This is a genomic window from Chryseobacterium salivictor, from assembly GCF_004359195.1.
Taxonomy (GTDB): domain Bacteria; phylum Bacteroidota; class Bacteroidia; order Flavobacteriales; family Weeksellaceae; genus Kaistella; species Kaistella salivictor.
Genome location: NZ_CP037954.1, coordinates 761,033 through 779,064 on the forward strand (window position 1 = coordinate 761,033; position 18,032 = coordinate 779,064).

Annotated in this window: 18 protein-coding genes; 11 read left to right on the top strand and 7 right to left on the bottom strand. The window is 38.6% G+C overall.

Going from position 1 to position 18,032, the window contains the following annotated elements; all coding sequences use genetic code 11:
• The first annotated feature begins 33 nt into the window (after positions 1 to 33).
• From NBC122_RS03480 to trpS, 5 genes are all read left to right on the top strand, one after another.
• Positions 34 to 414: a TraR/DksA family transcriptional regulator gene (locus tag NBC122_RS03480; RefSeq protein ID WP_133439039.1), complete on the top strand. Its 381-nt coding sequence runs from the start codon at positions 34 to 36 to the stop codon at positions 412 to 414.
• Positions 415 to 497: 83 nt separating this feature from the next.
• Positions 498 to 746 carry a DUF6576 domain-containing protein gene (locus NBC122_RS03485; RefSeq protein ID WP_133439040.1) on the top strand — a complete coding sequence of 83 codons (249 nt, stop codon included), beginning with the start codon at positions 498 to 500 and terminating at the stop codon, positions 744 to 746.
• 2 nt (positions 747 to 748) lie between these two features.
• The gene (locus NBC122_RS03490) at positions 749 to 949 is read left to right on the top strand and encodes a DUF2683 family protein (protein WP_133439041.1); all 201 of its coding nucleotides are present in this window, start codon (positions 749 to 751) and stop codon (positions 947 to 949) included.
• On the top strand, positions 949 to 1,587 hold the full coding sequence (locus NBC122_RS03495; RefSeq protein ID WP_133439043.1) for a lipoprotein signal peptidase: 639 nt from the start codon (positions 949 to 951) through the stop codon (positions 1,585 to 1,587). Before NBC122_RS03490 ends, NBC122_RS03495 begins: the two co-directional genes overlap by 1 nt.
• 199 nt (positions 1,588 to 1,786) lie before the next feature.
• The gene (gene trpS, locus NBC122_RS03500; protein WP_133439044.1) at positions 1,787 to 2,755 is read left to right on the top strand and encodes a tryptophan--tRNA ligase; all 969 of its coding nucleotides are present in this window, start codon (positions 1,787 to 1,789) and stop codon (positions 2,753 to 2,755) included.
• Positions 2,756 to 2,807: 52 nt separating this feature from the next.
• Here the strand turns inward: trpS and NBC122_RS03505 are convergent, their stop codons facing one another.
• The 5 genes from NBC122_RS03505 to NBC122_RS03525 all read right to left on the bottom strand — a co-directional run bounded on the left by NBC122_RS03505 (position 2,808) and on the right by NBC122_RS03525 (position 7,457).
• The gene (locus NBC122_RS03505) at positions 2,808 to 3,503 is read right to left on the bottom strand and encodes a YjjG family noncanonical pyrimidine nucleotidase (protein ID WP_133439045.1); all 696 of its coding nucleotides are present in this window, start codon (positions 3,501 to 3,503) and stop codon (positions 2,808 to 2,810) included.
• Between the two features lie 202 nt (positions 3,504 to 3,705).
• Complete coding sequence (locus NBC122_RS03510; protein ID WP_133439047.1) at positions 3,706 to 4,296, bottom strand: RNA polymerase sigma factor; 591 nt, start codon at positions 4,294 to 4,296, stop codon at positions 3,706 to 3,708.
• 176 nt (positions 4,297 to 4,472) lie between these two features.
• Positions 4,473 to 4,964, bottom strand: coding sequence for a hypothetical protein (locus NBC122_RS03515; protein WP_185145775.1), 492 nt, complete (start codon positions 4,962 to 4,964; stop codon positions 4,473 to 4,475).
• Between the two features lie 70 nt (positions 4,965 to 5,034).
• Positions 5,035 to 6,315, bottom strand: coding sequence for a methionine adenosyltransferase (gene metK, locus NBC122_RS03520; RefSeq protein WP_133439049.1), 1,281 nt, complete (start codon positions 6,313 to 6,315; stop codon positions 5,035 to 5,037).
• A 188-nt stretch (positions 6,316 to 6,503) separates the two neighbouring features.
• The gene (locus NBC122_RS03525; RefSeq protein ID WP_133439051.1) at positions 6,504 to 7,457 is read right to left on the bottom strand and encodes a hydrogen peroxide-inducible genes activator; all 954 of its coding nucleotides are present in this window, start codon (positions 7,455 to 7,457) and stop codon (positions 6,504 to 6,506) included.
• Positions 7,458 to 7,547: 90 nt separating this feature from the next.
• Between NBC122_RS03525 and NBC122_RS03530 the strand changes: the two genes are divergently transcribed.
• From NBC122_RS03530 to NBC122_RS03555, 6 genes are all read left to right on the top strand, one after another.
• Positions 7,548 to 9,038: a catalase gene (locus NBC122_RS03530; RefSeq protein ID WP_133439053.1), complete on the top strand. Its 1,491-nt coding sequence runs from the start codon at positions 7,548 to 7,550 to the stop codon at positions 9,036 to 9,038.
• A 112-nt stretch (positions 9,039 to 9,150) separates the two neighbouring features.
• Positions 9,151 to 9,918 carry an enoyl-CoA hydratase/isomerase family protein gene (locus NBC122_RS03535; RefSeq protein ID WP_133439054.1) on the top strand — a complete coding sequence of 256 codons (768 nt, stop codon included), beginning with the start codon at positions 9,151 to 9,153 and terminating at the stop codon, positions 9,916 to 9,918.
• A gap of 73 nt (positions 9,919 to 9,991) precedes the next feature.
• Positions 9,992 to 10,381: a deoxycytidylate deaminase gene (locus tag NBC122_RS03540; protein ID WP_246012437.1), complete on the top strand. Its 390-nt coding sequence runs from the start codon at positions 9,992 to 9,994 to the stop codon at positions 10,379 to 10,381.
• A 22-nt stretch (positions 10,382 to 10,403) separates the two neighbouring features.
• Positions 10,404 to 11,312 (top strand): site-specific tyrosine recombinase XerD, encoded by a 909-nt coding sequence (gene xerD, locus NBC122_RS03545; RefSeq protein WP_133439056.1) that lies wholly within the window; start codon positions 10,404 to 10,406, stop codon positions 11,310 to 11,312.
• Positions 11,309 to 11,824: an NUDIX domain-containing protein gene (locus tag NBC122_RS03550; RefSeq protein WP_133439057.1), complete on the top strand. Its 516-nt coding sequence runs from the start codon at positions 11,309 to 11,311 to the stop codon at positions 11,822 to 11,824. The genes xerD and NBC122_RS03550 overlap by 4 nt, the downstream gene beginning before the upstream one ends.
• Before the next feature lie 64 nt (positions 11,825 to 11,888).
• Positions 11,889 to 12,569 carry an RluA family pseudouridine synthase gene (locus tag NBC122_RS03555; RefSeq protein WP_133439058.1) on the top strand — a complete coding sequence of 227 codons (681 nt, stop codon included), beginning with the start codon at positions 11,889 to 11,891 and terminating at the stop codon, positions 12,567 to 12,569.
• Between the two features lie 188 nt (positions 12,570 to 12,757).
• On the opposite strand, the gene NBC122_RS03560 is transcribed toward NBC122_RS03555, so the two are convergent.
• Positions 12,758 to 14,950, bottom strand: coding sequence for an outer membrane beta-barrel protein (locus NBC122_RS03560; protein WP_133439059.1), 2,193 nt, complete (start codon positions 14,948 to 14,950; stop codon positions 12,758 to 12,760).
• 124 nt (positions 14,951 to 15,074) lie between these two features.
• Positions 15,075 to 17,351, bottom strand: coding sequence for an aconitate hydratase (locus NBC122_RS03565; RefSeq protein WP_133439060.1), 2,277 nt, complete (start codon positions 17,349 to 17,351; stop codon positions 15,075 to 15,077).
• Between the last annotated feature and the right edge of the window lie 681 nt (positions 17,352 to 18,032).

The following is an 18,032-nucleotide window of genomic DNA, read 5'->3' on the forward strand; positions in this document are numbered from 1 at the left end:
CGTTGAAACGGGTTTATTTAAAAAAATACAACTATGGCAGAAGACAGACAAAAGTACAGCGATGCTGACTTACAGGAATTCAAAGTGATTATTCAGGCAAAAATAGATAAAGCAGAAAAAGATTTAATGCTGATCAGAGAAAGTTTCATCAATGACCAAAATAATGGAACTGATGATACCTCGCCAACCTTCAAGGCTTTTGAAGAAGGTGCTGAAACGCTGAGCAAAGAGCAAAACTCGATCCTGGCCGGAAGACAGGAAAAATTCGTGCGTGATTTGAAAAACGCGTTGATTCGTATTGAAAACAAAACCTACGGAATTTGTAGAGTTACCGGGAAATTAATTCCCAAAGAAAGGCTGATGGCAGTTCCACATGCTACTTTGAGCATCGAGGCAAAAAATATGCAGCGATAAATTTGACCGTGTACCATGAATAATGTACAAAGTACGCTGTATTTCCCTATACAGAATACTTTGTGCATTTATCTTTTACATTCATGAATACCCTACTCATCTTACTTGCCGTGGCCGTGATTTTAATCTATTTCTTCCGAAAAGAGATTAAAGAAAAAATCAGCCCAAATCCGAAGAAAAACTACACCATCGATGATCAGTATAATGCTGATAAAAAAGACCGTGAAAAGGAAATTGACAAAATCCTAAGCAAAATAGGAAAAAACGGATTGAATGATCTGTCATCGGAAGACAGAAAAAGACTCGACGAACTTTCAAAAAAAATAAAATAAAAATGGAATCACTTATAGTTCACCCAAAAAATCAAATGGAACTCAATGCACTGAAAAGCGTGATGAAAGATATGGGCATTAAATATGAAAAATTTCACACCAGAAATCACAACGCTGCTCCGAAATTTGAACCAAAAACACCGTCAGATAAATCCGCGAAACCTGCCAGAACTTTCAAAGGTAAACCAAAGAATGACTTGTAATGAAGAAAATAGCATTAATTACTTTTATCATTCTTTTGATCGATCAGGTTTCAAAATTTTATATTAAAACGCATTTCAATCTTGGAGAAAGCGTTCCTGTATTTCCAGGTTTTAAACTGACTTTTGTAGAAAATCCGGGGATGGCTTATGGCTTTCATTTCGGCGGATTGATCGGAAAATACTTTCTGGTCATCGTCCGCGTATTTTTAATTGGCGGGATGGTTTACCTGTTCAGCAAATGGCTGAAAGAAGGCGCGAGCAATTATTTATTAATTCCGATGGCGATGATTTTCGCCGGCGCAATTGGTAACTTAATCGACGGGATGTTCTACGGAATGATCTTCGACAGCGGAACCCTTTATGACGAAAGTATCGGACGATGGATTGAATACGGCGGGATTTCGAAAACCGTTCCTTTCGGCCAGGGCTATTCTACTTTTATGAAAGGCTGTGTCGTTGATATGCTTCATTTCCCATTGGTCGATTGGCATGTTCCACCAACTTTTCCCTTGATTGGCGGGAAACATATTGAATTCTTTAAATATATTTTTAATGTTGCAGATTCTGCCATTACAGTAGGCGCTGTATTATTATTGATTTTCAGAAAAAAAGCGCTGCCAAATGGGTTGGATTTTTAAAATGATTAAATGAGACCTACTAAAATACAGTCACAGCATTCCTGATACTCACGGTATTGGGAATTTTTATTACCTTCCGGGGGAAGTCATATGATTGAATAACTTACCCGATCAAAACAAGCCTAATAAACTGCAAAAATCCACGTTTGCCAAAAGAGGTTTTGTTTTGTATTTTTGCTCCTAAATTAGATCAACATACATGTCCAGAATACTTACAGGAATACAGGCAACAGGAACACCGCATTTGGGAAATCTTTTAGGAGCGATTATTCCCGCCATCGAATTATCTAAAAAGCCGGAAAACGAATCTTTTTTGTTTATCGCCAATCTGCACTCTTTAACACAGATCAAAAATGCAGCAGAACTGAAACAAAATACCTACGAAATCGCAGCAGCATGGCTTGCCTGTGGTTTAGATACCGAAAAAACTTTTTTTTACAGACAAAGTGATATCCCGGAAACCTGTGAATTGACCTGGTATTTATCCTGTTTTTTTCCTTACCAGAGATTAACGCTGGCGCATTCTTTTAAAGACAAAGCCGACCGTCTGGATGATGTGAATGCCGGGTTATTTACCTATCCTGTTTTAATGGCCGCAGATATTCTGCTGTACGATGCCGAAATTGTTCCGGTCGGAAAAGATCAGCTGCAGCACCTGGAAATGGCGCGAGATATGGGAGCGAGATTTAACCATCAAATGGGCGAAGTATTCGTTTTACCTCAGGCAAAATTACAGGAAGATACGAAATACGTTCCGGGAACCGACGGCCAGAAAATGTCGAAATCGAGAGGGAATATTATTAATATTTTCCTGCCGGAAAAGGAGTTGAAAAAACAGGTAATGGGAATTGAAACCGATTCAAAATCTCTTGAAGATCCGAAAGATCCTGCAACAGACAAAGTTTTTGCCTTGTACGAATTGATTGCAACCCCTGAAGAAACTGAAACTTTAAGACAAAAATATTTAGCCGGAAATTTCGGGTACGGCCACGCCAAAACAGAATTGCTGAATTTGATTTTAACGCGATTTGCAAAGGAAAGAGAATTGTTCACTTACTATATGAACAACTTGCCGGAGCTCGAGGAAAAATTACAGGAAGGAGCAGCAAAAACGAAAGTAATTGCTCTGGAAACATTAGCGCGGGTCCGAAAAAGCGTTGGCGTTTAATTCAGTTCAGACTAAGAAAAAAACCTTTCCGATTTTGGAAAGGTTTTTCTTTTTATAAAAGTTGTTTTAACTCCATTAATTTCCTGATAACTTTCACGTCATCTGCTTCAAATTTATCATCGAAGACGTCGAAATAAATAACCTCCAAGCCAAACGATTTCCCGCCTTCTACATCGGCAATCCAGTCGTCACCAATCATGATGGATTCCTCAGCCGAAGCACCGGCTTTTTTCAAAGCGTAATCGTAAATCTCAGGCTGAGGTTTTCTGATGTTGATTTCATCTGCACTTGTTATGGTCTGAAAATAATTCTGAATTCCCGAAAGTTCACATTTCTTATGCGTAACTTCTTTAAAACCATTGGACAGAATATGCAGTTTATAGCCTTTATCATAAAGGTATTCCAAAATTTCGAAAGCTCCTTCGACCAGATCATTATAATTAATGATTTCATCTAAGAAATTATTCTCAAAGGTTTGAGCCAACTCGAAATCATCAATCCCAAAAAAGAGGAAAGAATCATAGAAACGGTGTTTTCTCAAATAATCTTTATCTATTTCTCCGTCGCGGATCTGTTCCCAAAGCCGCTCATTGATGGTGAAATATTCCCGATGAAAATCATCGAACTCTAAATTATATTTATCACGGACCTGTTGTCTTTTAAAAATTTCCTTTAAAGTTAAAAAGGCGTTTCCGCGGTGATCCCAAAGGGTATTGTCAAGGTCAAAAAAAATGTGCTGAATTTTCATACGGCACAAATTTAAGAAAATAAGATCAGTTTTTAGAAACAATAAGGTTTTTTGATTTCAATTTTATTACCTGAATGCTCTGAGAATAGCGGAGCAAAAAATCAATGGTCTGTTTCTTGGGTATCAATCGTTTTTCGTTTAAAGTGTCAATTTTTTTCATACGCGAAAAGTTTAACTTAAAAACGAAAAAATTTGAATATTATTATCTGGTTAAGACAATTTGATGTTCATCCATAATTTTTCTCAAGTTGATGAGGGCGTAACGAACCCTACCCAATGTGGTATTGATGCTGGCACCAGTCTGATCTGCAATCTCTTTAAAAGACAGCCCGTCGAAAAACCGCAGCCGTACGACTTCCTGCTGATTTTCCGGCAGATAATCAAGCATCCTCATCAAATCTTCCTGAATTTGCCTGCTGATCAATTGGTCTTCAATGTTTTCTTCCTTCCCGGCGATGAGATCAAAAATAGAAAACTCTTCATTATCATAACTTGTTTCCGAGACTTTGTTATGCTTGGCTTTCAGCCGGAAATGATCGATAACCAGATTGTGTGCGATTCGTTTTGCCCATAAGACAAATTTGCCTTCTTCGTTATATTTGCCTTCTTTCAGCTTAACAATAATTTTCATGAACGTATCCTGGAAAACATCATTTGCCAGGGTCTCGTCCATTATTTTATAAAAAATGAAGGTGAAAATTTCTTTTTGGTGTCTTTCAATAAGTACGGCGAGCGCTTTTTCGTTGCCGTTTTTGAAATTCGAGATCAGCCAACTGTCTGTATGATTATCCATAACTCTATTCTGTATTTATTCAGGAATTTACAGCCCATTATAATCGGGCTTTTAAAATTCAGATATTAAAAAACTAATAGAGGTTTATGATCTATAAAATGTACTTTATTGTGAATGGCTAAAATAGTAAAAAAGTGAATACTCTGTTAACTAATTAATAAAAAAATACAAAAAAATCATTTTAATAAATCATGAAGCATGACTAATGGGAGATTTATCGTAAAATTAAAATTAAGTCCTTTCAGTTCTTTTCCATTAATCCCCGCCCGATCAATCGGGAAAGCGTACCCTCCGGTGAAGTCAATCAACCCAAATAAAGTGACTCCTGCTTTTGGTGCGACATATTTCGTAGTTGCTTCGGCTCCTGCCAAAAAATAAATGGAATGGTATAAATCTACATTCCTTTCAAAATTGAGCAAGATATCACCCTGAATTTTGGGCACGACAGCAAATTGGCCATTGACGCTGCCAATCATTCCGGCAACTCCTAAGCGGTAAATCATATCGTCATTTTTCAGAAAAAGCAATCTTCCGCCCAGCTCTGCAAAACTTTGATTTTGATAAACATATCCCACGTGAACCATTTTGTGAACAGTGAATTGGGCTTTCGAAATTCCGAAAAACATAAAAAATAACAGTATTGAAAAAACAGATCTCTTTGCCATCATTGAATATTTATTGGGGATAAAGTTAAAAAAAACTGCTTTAACATTTCTGTAAAAGCAGTTCTTATATTTTTTAAAGATTAAATTCTTTTTTTATTTCATCAACTTTGTCGAGTTTCTCCCAAGTAAAGAATTCTAAATCTTTAATGGTGAATTCTTCGCCGGTTGCTTTTCTAAAGGTTTTATCAGCAACATAAGGTTCTCTTCCCATGTGGCCATAAGAAGCGGTTTCCTGATAAATCGGATTTCTCAATTTTAGATTCTGCTCAATTGCATAAGGTCTTAAATCAAATATTTTCTGAATTCTTTCTGAAATGTCGCCATCATGCAAACCTAGTTTTGAAGTTCCGTAAGTATTAACGTACAGACCACAGGGTTCAGCAACACCAATCGCGTAGGAAACCTGTACCAAAATCTCATCTGCAACTCCTGCTGCAACTAAGTTTTTCGCAATATGACGCACAGCGTAAGCCGCACTTCTATCTACTTTTGACGGGTCTTTTCCGGAGAAAGCACCACCACCGTGCGCGCCTTTTCCACCATAAGTATCTACGATGATTTTTCGTCCCGTCAAACCTGTATCACCGTGTGGACCACCGATTACAAATTTTCCGGTCGGATTAATGTGGTATTTGATCTTATCGTTGAATAAATCCTGAATTTCTTTCTTTTGTTTTGCTTTCACTTTCGGAATCAAAATTTCGATCATGTCTTTCTCGATTTTTGCCGACATCGCTTCGTCGCTTCCAAAATCATCGTGCTGGGTGGAAACCACGATAGAGTCTATCCTAACCGGTTTATGGTCATCCGAATATTCGATGGTTACCTGTGACTTGGCATCAGGCCGAAGATACTTTACAGCATCGTTTTCTCTTCTTAAAACAGCTAATTCTTTAAGGATGGTGTGAGCCAGATCAAGGGCCAGCGGCATATAGTTATCGGTTTCGTTGGTCGCGTAACCAAACATCATTCCCTGATCTCCGGCTCCCTGTAAATTGGCTTTGGTATCGAAATCATCACTTTCCTGAGCCCGGTCTACTCCCTGATTAATATTGGAAGACTGCTCGTGAATACAGGAAATAACTCCACAGGAATCCCCCGCGAACATGTATTCTCCTTTTGTATAGCCAATTCCGTTAATTACTCTTCTGGCAATATCCTGTACATCAAGATAAGCAGTCGACTTTACTTCACCTGCCAAAACGACCTGCCCTGTGGTGACCAGTGTTTCACAAGCCACTTTGGATTGGGGGTCATTGGCGAGGAAGTTATCGATTAAGGCATCTGATATTTGATCAGCCACTTTATCTGGGTGCCCTTCGGATACCGACTCAGAGGTAAATAAATAAGACATATTTCTATTGTTTTTTTAATTAAAAAAATAGAAGAAAATAAGGTGATTGCAAGAGAAACTAAAAGAGAAAATCGGTTTTAGCATTTTTTAATGAGGTTGCAATCAGTACAAATTTTTCCTCCGGTAAATTATTGGTGCAAATTTAGCCACTATTTATTAAAGCACAAAATTTATTTTGAAGTTAAAAATTATTGCGGTTTTATTCCGACAAATTCATTCGGGCTTTTATTGTAATTAAGTTTGCTGTTCAACGAGCCCGCAATAAACTCAATCAGTTCGTCTAAAATTTTCTGCTTGTATGTTGGTTTATAATAGATTACCGAAATCTCGCGGTAAGGAAAAGGAGCCCTGAATCTTTTGACTTTCTTTTTCTGCTGATCGGTTAACTGTTCTACAGCGAGTTCCGGCAGAATACTGATGCCACCTAATTTATCGACCAGCTGAACCAAGGTATTAATATTGGAAGCAACGAACTCAAGATTCTTCGGCTTTACCGTATTTTCCTTTAATTCACAAATGTTTTCAAACTGGGTTCTCAGACAGTTTCCTTCTTCCAGAAGCCACACTTTCTGCACATCGATATCTTCCGGAACCACGAAGCTGTCCTTCTTTTCTACCGTACTGTCCTCTGCCGCATAAATCATGAGTTCTTCATTAAATAAAAAATCGTGATAAAATTCATTGGCAGCGGCGTAAGGCGTAGAAATAATTCCTGCATCGAGCTCACCGGTTTTCAATGCTTTGATGATATTCTCGGTGGTCATCTCCTTAAGATTGAGTTCGATTTTAGGATGGGTTTTTAGAAAGTCAAAAATTTCCGTGGGTAAAATAAATCCAGAAATCGTAGGAAGCACGCCCAAATTAAGTTTGCCCGCCAAAACATTATTGAGCAGATTCGCTTTACTTCTTAATTCATTAATTGCGTCCACCACTTTTTTTGCCTCTAAAATAATTTGTATTCCTACATCCGTTGTTCTGATGGGATGGGTGGTGCGGTCAAAAATTTTAACATCCATTTCGTCCTCAAACTTCTGAATCATTGCACTCAATGTTGGTTGGGTAATGAAACAGGCCTGAGCGGCATTGCCAAAGTGCTTATATTTATCTACTGCGATAAGGTATTCCAGTTGCTGAATATTCATGAGGTTAATTTAGTCAAGGTCAAATATACTTAGATTTTGCCAAATTGTAATTATTTTTAAATAAATTTGAGGTTTATTAAAATCAACAATATGAGCGATCGCAAACTAACCAACTCGTCCGGAATTGCTTATTATGACCACGAAGATTCTCAGACAGCAGGCCCAAAAGGACCGGTTTTATTACAGGACTTCATCTTACAGGAAAATTTGGCTCATTTCGTTCGGGAGAGGATTCCCGAGAGAGTCGTACACGCAAAAGGTACTGGCGCGTACGGGAAATTCACCGTAACCCATGATATTTCACAGTTCACCAAAGCCCAACTCTTTTCTAAAGTGGGAAATTCCTGCCGGATCTTCACAAGATTTTCTACCGTAGGCGGCGAAAAAGGAAGTGCAGATACAGAAAGAGACCCGAGAGGTTTTGCCGTAAAATTTTATACCGAAGACGGAAATTGGGATTTGGTCGGAAACAATACGCCGGTATTTTTCATTAAAGACGCTAAAAAATTCCCGGATTTTATTCATACTCAAAAACGCCTTCCAAAAACAAATCTTAAAAGCGCAACGATGATGTGGGATTTCTGGAGTTTTAATCCGGAATCACTGCATCAGGTTCTCATATTAATGTCGGATCGGGGAACCCCATATGGCTACCGGCACATGCATGGTTTTGGGTCTCACACTTTTTCAATGATTAATGCTTCGAATGAAAGAGTTTGGGTGAAGCTCCACTTTAAAACAAAACAGGAAATAAAAAATTTCAGTCATGACGATGCCGTGAAAATGAAGGGAGAAAATCCGGATTTTGCACAGGAAGATTTAATGACCGCCATTGAAGAAGGCAACTTCCCAAAATGGACCTTATATATTCAGGTAATGACCGGTGAGCAAGCGAAAGAATTCCGCTGGAATCCTTTTGATGTCACTAAAGTATGGTTCCACGACGAATTCCCTTTAATTGAAGTGGGCGAAATGGAACTGAATGAAATTCCAGTCAATTATTTTGCGCATGTAGAACAGGCTACCTTTTCACCGAGCAATTTAGTTAACGGAATCAGTTTTTCACCTGACAAAATGCTGCAGGGCCGGCTTTTTTCTTACCCAGATGCACACCGATACAGAGTGGGCGCAAACTCCCATTTGCTTAAAGTAAACCGCTGCCCGTTTACAGTGAATAATTACCAAAGAGACGGCGCGATGGCAGATTCCAGCCAATATAAAGACGCTCCCAACTACTACCCCAACAGCTTTGATGAAATCAAACCGCAGTCTGCGTACAAAAATTTCGAAGAAGATCTGGACAGCAATCATGTTGCGAACTTTAACCGGAATGAAAATGATGATGATCATTACACCCAGCCAGGATTATTATACACCAAAGCAATGAATGAAACCGACCGCCAAAATTTGGTCTCAAACATTGTAGCGTCGATGAAAGGAATTACCGGACCGAAAAGAGACGAGATTATCAATCGTCAGTTGTGCCATTTCTTCCGGGCAAACATCGAACTGGGAATGAAAATCGCCATGGCCTTACAGGTCAATATCGATTCGAACATGATGAGTCATTCTACAAAATAGAACATCATTTCCAAAGAAATTGTCTTAAAAAAACCAGTATTGCCCTCAGCCCGTCAAAGTGGGAAAAATTCATTAATTTGCACAGTACTAAAACACTTAACAAGGTATTACAATGTCGTACGAAAATATAATTTTAGAAACGGACCAAAAAACAGCAGTAATTACAATTAACCGTCCGCAAAGTTTAAATGCACTTAATGCAAAAACCATTTTGGAACTGAGCCGGGCTTTAGACGAAGTTTCTGCAGATCCGCAATACAGAGCAGTCATTATCACCGGCAGCGGTGAAAAATCTTTCGTTGCAGGAGCAGATATCAAAGAATTTTCCGATTTCGGAACTGCCGCTGCTGAAGACTTAGCCAGAAACGGACAAAACATTCTTTTTAATAAAATTGAAAACCTCAACAAACCTGTTATTGCTGCCGTAAATGGTTTCGCCTTGGGTGGCGGTTTAGAATTAGCCATGGCCTGCCACATTCGGTATGCTTCAGAAAACGCAAGATTGGGATTGCCGGAAGTTACTTTAGGATTAATCCCGGGTTATGGTGGAACACAGCGGTTGCCAAAATTAGTCGGAAAAGGCCTGGCCAATGAATTGATTTTCTCCGCAAAGATGATTCCCGCACAACGGGCAAAAGAAATCGGTTTGGTTAACGAAGTTTTTAGTTTAGAAGAACTTTTACCAAAGACCAAAGAACTTGCAAATACCATCGCTCAGAATTCACCTATGGGAATTTCCAAAGCAATTGCCGCCGTCAATCAGTATGACAGTGGCCACGGTTTCGAGACCGAAATAAAATCGTTTGGTGAACTCTTTGAAATGGAGGATAAAAAAGAAGGAGTTGCTGCTTTTTTAGAAAAAAGAAAACCATCTTTTTAAAAAAATAATTCCCCTGAATCTTAAAAACAATAAATTTTTGATAGTAACCAAATTTGACATTGCTTATTTAAAAATGGCAAGTGAATGGGCCAAACTCTCCTACTGCAAACGCAAGCAGGTGGGAGCGCTCATCGTAAAAGACCGCATGATTATTTCAGACGGTTATAACGGAACTCCTTCCGGCTTTGAAAACTGCTGTGAAAATGACGCCGGCGAAACCCACTGGTTTGTTTTGCATGCCGAAGCGAATGCCATACTGAAATTGGCCCGCTCTACCCAGTCTGCAAAAGACGCCACACTCTACCTTACCTTATCGCCCTGTAAAGAATGCAGCAAACTCATTTTGCAGGCAGGGATAAAAAAACTGGTCTATGTGGATCATTATAAGGATAATGATGGAATTGAATTCCTAAAAAATCACGGAATTGAAATTTTACAGGTACCCTATGATGACTTAAAATAAAAATACAAAAACACAGATTACAATGACTTGGGATGAAAAAATTAAAGACTTCGAAACTTTTTTAAAATTTGAAAGAAACTTTTCAGACAATACCATAGACGCTTATATACGGGACATCAGAAAACTCCAGGATTACGCAGAATTCGATCTTGAAAACACCGGTCCTTTAACCATTACCTACGAAAATATTCAGGAATACCTTTATCAGCTTTCCAAAAAGAAATTCAGCGAAAGAAGTCAGGCAAGGTGGATCTCGTCCATTAAATCTTTCTTTAAATATCTGGTCGAAGATGAAGTTCGCGACGACAATCCCGCCACTTTACTGGAAGGGCCGAAACTGGGAATTTACCTCCCCGATACTCTGAGTTTTGACGATATAGACAAAATTATTCGAGCCATCAATACAGACACCGATTTGGGACAAAGAAATAAATGCATGATCGAAGTTCTCTACGGTTGCGGATTACGCGTTTCTGAACTCATCGATTTGAAAATCTCCAATATTAATTTTAAAGAATCTTATTTAAAAGTTGATGGAAAAGGAGACAAATCGCGGTTCGTTCCTTTAGCAAAATTTACCTCCAACTTAATTAAAACGTATCTGAACACGGTTCGTTCTAAGGGTAAAATCAATAAAAAACATGAAGACATTGTTTTCCTGAACAGCCGCGGATCGGCGATGTCCAGGGTGATTGTTTTCATCATCATCAAGGAATTAACCGAAAAAGCAGGCATTAGAAAAAGGATTTCACCACACACTTTCCGTCATTCTTTTGCAACTCACCTTTTACAGAACGGCGCAGATCTGCGCTACATCCAGGAAATGCTGGGCCACTCCAGTATTACAACAACCGAGATCTACACCCATTTGAAAAACGAAGAATTACGCGATGTCATTCTTAACTATCATCCAAGAAACAAAGGAGAATGAGTGATTTAAAATACTGTCCGAAATGCGGGAAACCCACTTTAATGTGGGACGGCGAAAAAAAATGGAGTTGTTCCAGCTGCGATTATGTACTCTATCACAATGTTGCAGGAGCAGTGGCCGTCATCATCAAACATGGCGAAGACATTCTTTTTACCCGAAGAAATCAGGAACCGAAAAAAGGGAAACTCGATTTGGCCGGCGGATTTGTAGATCCAAGAGAAAGCGCCGAAGAAACCTGCGTTCGTGAACTTTTCGAGGAAATGAAAATGAAAGTGGACATTTCTCAATTAAAATATCTGGCAAGCTTACCAAACACTTACGAATACAAAAACATTCTATACAATACCATCGACTTATTTTACGAATATGAAGTCCCGGAAAAAGTAGAAGCAAAGCTTGAATTATCTGAAATTTCTGAAACAGTCTGGATTAAAAAAAACGAGATTGATATCGAAGACATCGCTTTTGATTCTCAGAAAACATTTTTCATACAATACAATCTCCCTAAATAACTGTTCTGCTTTCTTCGCGGTTCCGATGTTTTTTTTAGCGTAAATTTGCAGTTCGTAAATTCCCATTATGCAAGAACAAATCGTTTTCGAAGACAATCATCTTTTAGTTATCAATAAAAAAGCTGGGCAACTCGTTCAGGGAGACAAAACCGGCGATTTATCTTTGCTTGATTTAATTAAAGATTTCATTAAAAAAAGAGATCACAAACCTGGAAATGTTTTCCTGGGATTGGTTCACCGTATCGACCGGCCTACTTCCGGACTGGTCATTTATGCCAAAACTTCCAAAGCACTTTCCCGTTTAACGCAAATGGTGAAAAACCGCGAAATCAAAAAGACATATTGGGCAGTCGTTTCCAAAGCTGAAATTCCACAAAAGCAAAGACTGGTGCATTATCTTCTGAAAAACGAGAAAAACAATAAAACAACTGTTTTCCCGAAAGCCACCGAAGGCGCAAAACAAGCGGTTCTGAATTACGAAATCATTAAAACGCTGGATAATTTCCTGCTGCTGGAAGTTGATTTGGAAACCGGTCGCCATCATCAGATCCGGGCACAATTATCGAAAATTGGCGCTCCGATTAAAGGCGATTTGAAATACGGTTCGCCACGCTCTAATCCCGACGGCGGCATTCATCTGCATGCGAGAAAGCTGGAGTTTATCCATCCTGTCACTTTAGAAAAACTATCCGTCACGGCGCCCGTTCCTCAGAATGATCCGGTTTGGAAAGCGTGTGTAGATTGATAATTTGTCTAAAAAAACATTGAATCTTTTAACCGCAAAAGAGACAAAAGACGCTAATTGATCAGCTTCGAATCGTGATGAAAAAGAACTTTAAAAGGTTGCAAAAATATTATTCTATATAATTTCTACCATCTTTAGGCTAACCTTATTAAATCAAAACTTTTGTTTTTTTTGCGGTAAAAAAACCTTTACTGAGCTGGTGCAACAACTCCACCATTACTATCATTCGGATTATTTTGTTTTAAAATATTGGCATCTTCTTTTGCCAGTTTATTTTTGGTCGGAATTTTATAATTCACAGAAAAACCAAAGTTTCTCGTATCGGTTTTATTATAAAGAAAAACACTTTCTCCTTCTAATGGTCTGGAATGAAGTTGAGTTACTTGCGTATTGAAAAGATCATTTCCGTAAACCGAAAGAGTTAGTTTATCATTCAGGAATTTCTTCGTGAAGGTCAAATCAAATTTTTGATTAAACGGCTTTTCTGACTCGAAATAATAGTAGCCTGCTTTTTTCGATAACACATTATAATTCGCAGTCATTTTTATCTGAGAAGGAAGTACTACTTGCGCCATCAGGTTCACAACCCACATTCCCTTCGGATCGATTTCTTTAATTTCATGCTTCACATAACCCGCATAAACATACAGAAAATTGATTTTATCAGGATTGAAATTCATCTTCATTATTTCACCGAAAGGCTTAGTGAAAATCATAAACGGAATTGGCATACCGACATTAAAATTATGAATTCTCATGTTCGGAATATTCACCTGCTTATTTTCGATAACGTCTCCTTTTCGGGAAAGCAATTGCGCTACTTGATTGTCAATCGAAGAAACATTATAACCGATAAAAGCGTAATCAAACGCCGAAAGTTTAATTTCGAAATTATCAAAAACCGTTGGCTGCAAATAAGGATTTCCCGTGATCGAAGAATTGGGGCCTTCAAATGTATTGTTATTTGGATTTAGTGCGGAAATACTTGGCAGAGTGATTTTCTTGTTATAATTCAAAGCCAGATAAACCTGATTCATCAGATTGTATTGGATACTTGCATTCGGAAACAGCTTGAATTTATTAAAAGGAATCAATGCTTCTTCCTGCAAAACCCCATCTGAATCGGTCAGTCTTGTCGTTCCCGAAATGTCGTAATTTTCCGCTCTGGTTCCGAGCGTAAAATCAAATTTCTTCAATTTTGCCTGAAATTCCAGATAAGTAGAAGCGGTATTTCTCTGATATTCAAGGTTGGTAATTCCTTTACTCTCGGTATCGAAAATCTGGTTTTCATACAAACCCCCAAAACTCACTTTCCCTTCATCTAAAATTTTTACCGGCTGCGAAAAATCTACTTTGAAGTTGGAAACCTGCATTAAAGAAGTATTATCCAGAACCCTTCCATAACTTTGGTTGCCATAAAAAGTTGAATTATTGTAAATATTATCCTGATAGAAATCATTGTTTGACCGCGTATATCCTGCCTGGAAATCTAACTTTTTATTCTTATCATCAAATCTTTTTTGATAACTGATAACGGCTTCCTGACGAAGTGAATTCGTTTTTGCCGCATCCAGTGCCGTATATTTATTTAAAACCTTATCCGACAGCAAATAGGAACCATCACTTAAAGTAAGATTATCATTATTGTTGTTATAAACGTCATAATTCAATAATAATTTATCAGCACCCAAATCAAAAGTAAGTCCGGCTTTTGCAAAAGTTCCGCGGGCAATTCTATCCGTATTTGACAAAACCAGATTATCCTGATTGCTGTTCATTTCACTTTCACGGTAGCTTTGACCCACTCTCAACTGCCAGCCGAAATATTTATTTCTGGCATTTAAACTTAAAGAATTATTGGTTCTGCTGCGGAATTTTTCCTCATTCGTAAAGGCATAATTCCCGGAGTAAGTCGCAGTTAAATATTTATTAGCGTTTTTATTGGTAATGATATTCATGATCGCACCACCGGAAGAAGCAGGAAACTCTGCGCCGGGCTGCGTAATCACTTCAATTCTTTCGATGGAGTTTGCGGGCATTCCTTCCAGAAAAGAAGTCAGATCGTTGCTTGAAATATTTAAAGGCCGACCGTTCAGATAAACCGCAAGCATTTTCCCCTGATACATCATTCCGGCAATATCGGTAGCGACCAATCCCGGAAGTTTTTTAATTCCTTCCATCGCGCTCCCGGTATTGAGACTTTCCTGTTCTGAAAAATCAAAAATAGTACGGTCCGCTTTTTGTTCAACGGCTTTTTTAGTTTTGGTGATAACAACGCCTTCTATTTCCTTTTCTTTGGTTTCCTTCTGAGGTTTTTCCTGTGAAAAATAGAATTGAGAAAACAATAAAGCAATAACTGCAACGGTAATTTTTTTGGTCATAAATAGGTTTCTATTCAATTAGACAACGATATATCAGAAAAGTTACAATCATATATATTTTAAAATACGAAATAAAAAAACCGCCCAATTTCTTGAGCGGTTTATTATAATTAATCTTAACTAATTAAGCATTTCTTGCAGCTTCAGCAGCGATCAGATTCAAGGCAGATCCTGCTTTATACCAATCGATTTGCTGAGCGTTATAAGTATGGTTGGTGATGACCACATCTTTAGTTCCGTCAGCGTGAACCAATTCCAAAGTCAACGGTTTTCCTGGCGCGAACTGCTCTAAATCTAAGAAGTTAATCGTATCATCTTCCTGGAATTTATCATAGTCTGCTTTGTCAGCAAACGTTAGACCAAGCATTCCTTGTTTTTTCAAATTCGTTTCGTGGATACGCGCGAAAGATTTTACCATGACGGCTTTTACACCAAGATGTCTCGGCTCCATGGCAGCGTGTTCTCTGGAAGAACCTTCACCATAGTTTTCGTCACCAACGACAATGGTTGAAACGCCGGCAGCTTTATAAGCCCTTGCTACAGCAGGAACTTCACCGTACTCGCCTGTAAGACTGTTTTTCACGGTGTTGGTTTCCATATTGTAAGCATTAACTGCTCCGATCAACATATTATTGGAAATATTATCTAAATGTCCACGGTATTTTAACCACGGTCCTGCCATAGAAATATGGTCGGTGGTACATTTTCCGAAAGCTTTAATTAAAACTTTGGCACCGGTAATATTTTTTCCGTCCCAAGGCTGGAAAGGCTCTAATAACTGCAACCTGTCTGAAGTTGGGCTTACCGCAATCTGAACGGTAGAACCGTCTTCAGAAGGCGCTTGATATCCATTGTCATCAACGGCAAATCCTTTTTCAGGTAATTCAAAACCTTTCGGCTCGTCTAATTTAATCTGTTCACCTGCCTGGTTGGTTAAAGTATCTGTGATCGGATTAAAATCCAGTCTTCCTGCAATCGCAACGGCAGCTACCATTTCCGGTGAAGCCACAAATGCGTGCGTATTTGGATTTCCATCTGCTCTTTTCGCAAAGTTTCTGTTGAAAGAATGGATGATTGAGTTTTTCTCTCCTTTATCAGAGCCTTCTCTGTCCCACTGACCGATACAAGGTCCACAGGCATTGGTAAAGATTCTTGCGTTTTCGAATTTTCTGAATGAATCTAAGAAACCATCTCTTTCAGCAGTGAATTTAACTTGCTCAGAACCTGGGTTAATTCCCAAAATCGCTTTTGGCTTAACGCCTTTTGCAACAGCATCTTCAACGATAGAAGCGGCTCTTGATAAATCTTCATAAGAAGAGTTGGTACAGGAACCGATCAGCGCCCATTCCACTTCAATTGGCCATCCGTTTGCCACCGCTTTTTCATGGAATTCAGCAACAGGAGTTGCTAAGTCTGGTGTGAAAGGTCCGTTTAAATGTGGCGTTAATTCATCTAAGTTGATCTCAATAACCTGATCAAAATATAATTCAGGATTAGCGTAAACTTCAGCATCACCGGTTAAGTGATCCGCGATGACATCAGCAGCATCTACGACATCCTGTCTTCCGGTTGCCGCTAAATATCTTCTCATGGAATCATCATATCCGAAAGTAGAAGTGGTTGCTCCAATTTCAGCACCCATATTACAGATCGTTCCTTTTCCGGTGGCAGAAAGCGAGTTCGCACCTTCACCGAAATATTCTACGATACAGCCTGTTCCTCCTTTCACGGTAAGAATCCCGGCCACTTTAAGAATAATATCTTTTGCGGAAGCCCAACCGCTTAGTTTTCCTGTCAATTTGATACCGATTAATTTCGGCATCTTCAGTTCCCAAGCCATTCCAGCCATTACATCAACAGCATCTGCGCCACCAACGCCAATTGCCACCATTCCCAAACCACCGGCATTTACCGTGTGGGAGTCGGTTCCGATCATCATTCCACCCGGGAATGCATAGTTTTCTAAAACCACCTGGTGAATAATTCCTGCGCCCGGTTTCCAAAAACCAATACCATATTTGTCGCAAACAGAACTCAGGAAATTAAATACTTCTGAGTTTTTGTTGATACCATCCTGTAAATCGGCTTCAGCACCGACTCTTGCCTGAATAAGGTGATCAGCGTGTGCGGTAGAAGGAACAGCAACTTTTGATTTTCCGGCCTGCATAAATTGCAATAACGCCATCTGTGCGGTCGCATCCTGCATTGCTACCCGATCCGGTGCGAAATCTACGTAAGAATTTCCACGCTCGTACGCCTGCGTTGCGCTGCCTTCCCAAAGATGGGTATAAAGAATTTTCTCTGCAAGGGTAAGCGGTTTTCCCACAGCTTTACGAGCCGCTTCGATCCTTTCCGGATAACGCGCATACACCTCCTTAATCATATCAATGTCAAAAGTCATATCTGTTGGTTTTTTATTATCTTTTTTAGAAAGTCAAAAATACGAATTATTTTAAGTTTAAGTCCCTAATGTCATTTAGAATAAAAATAAATATGATGTTTTATTTCTATTTCCAAAAGCATCCTGATGTTTTAATACGGTATCATGACCCACATAACAAAAATTCAAAAAACATATTTTAAACCGTAAAAGAACTAAAAAGTCCAATTCAAAAAAAGTTAAAAACAAATAGTGAGCAACAGTAGCGTAATCCTTATCCATATTGCTTTTGAACAGTTTTATTTTATCACTTCCAACTTCGTTGAATCTTGAATAGGCGATAGATTTTTTTTCGTGTACTGATCACAATATTACATCATAACGGGATCTGTTCCAAAGGAAGGTAAAAGCTACCCTGAACAGTCCCACTGGAGTCTATGGCGAAAGTACGCGTTAACTACGGGTTAACCTACGCGGATCACTTGCAGCAAAGACTTTGGAAGAAATTAATAAGTAAAAAAGAGACACTTAACAAAAAGTAAAAAAAAACACAATATCCTTTCTGTCAATCAGTTGTAAAGATACAAAAAAACTTAAAGCCTGTTTACATAAAATTACAAATAGATTTAGAAACGAAAAATTTGCAGAATAAAATATGATCCGGGAATTATCTGGTTTCACTTTTCGGGTACAAAATTGATA

Coding starts and splice junctions, on each gene's coding strand:
- NBC122_RS03540 (WP_246012437.1), top strand. CDS start 9,992: ATGGCAAGTGAATGGGCCAAACTCTCCTACTGCAAACGCAAGCAGGTG.
- NBC122_RS03485 (WP_133439040.1), top strand. CDS start 498: ATGAATACCCTACTCATCTTACTTGCCGTGGCCGTGATTTTAATCTAT.
- NBC122_RS03565 (WP_133439060.1), bottom strand. CDS start 17,351: ATGACTTTTGACATTGATATGATTAAGGAGGTGTATGCGCGTTATCCG.
- NBC122_RS03495 (WP_133439043.1), top strand. CDS start 949: ATGAAGAAAATAGCATTAATTACTTTTATCATTCTTTTGATCGATCAG.
- metK (WP_133439049.1), bottom strand. CDS start 6,315: ATGTCTTATTTATTTACCTCTGAGTCGGTATCCGAAGGGCACCCAGAT.
- NBC122_RS03515 (WP_185145775.1), bottom strand. CDS start 4,964: ATGATGGCAAAGAGATCTGTTTTTTCAATACTGTTATTTTTTATGTTT.
- xerD (WP_133439056.1), top strand. CDS start 10,404: ATGACTTGGGATGAAAAAATTAAAGACTTCGAAACTTTTTTAAAATTT.
- NBC122_RS03560 (WP_133439059.1), bottom strand. CDS start 14,950: ATGACCAAAAAAATTACCGTTGCAGTTATTGCTTTATTGTTTTCTCAA.
- NBC122_RS03490 (WP_133439041.1), top strand. CDS start 749: ATGGAATCACTTATAGTTCACCCAAAAAATCAAATGGAACTCAATGCA.
- NBC122_RS03530 (WP_133439053.1), top strand. CDS start 7,548: ATGAGCGATCGCAAACTAACCAACTCGTCCGGAATTGCTTATTATGAC.
- NBC122_RS03535 (WP_133439054.1), top strand. CDS start 9,151: ATGTCGTACGAAAATATAATTTTAGAAACGGACCAAAAAACAGCAGTA.
- NBC122_RS03550 (WP_133439057.1), top strand. CDS start 11,309: ATGAGTGATTTAAAATACTGTCCGAAATGCGGGAAACCCACTTTAATG.
- trpS (WP_133439044.1), top strand. CDS start 1,787: ATGTCCAGAATACTTACAGGAATACAGGCAACAGGAACACCGCATTTG.
- NBC122_RS03510 (WP_133439047.1), bottom strand. CDS start 4,296: ATGGATAATCATACAGACAGTTGGCTGATCTCGAATTTCAAAAACGGC.
- NBC122_RS03480 (WP_133439039.1), top strand. CDS start 34: ATGGCAGAAGACAGACAAAAGTACAGCGATGCTGACTTACAGGAATTC.
- NBC122_RS03525 (WP_133439051.1), bottom strand. CDS start 7,457: ATGAATATTCAGCAACTGGAATACCTTATCGCAGTAGATAAATATAAG.
- NBC122_RS03505 (WP_133439045.1), bottom strand. CDS start 3,503: ATGAAAATTCAGCACATTTTTTTTGACCTTGACAATACCCTTTGGGAT.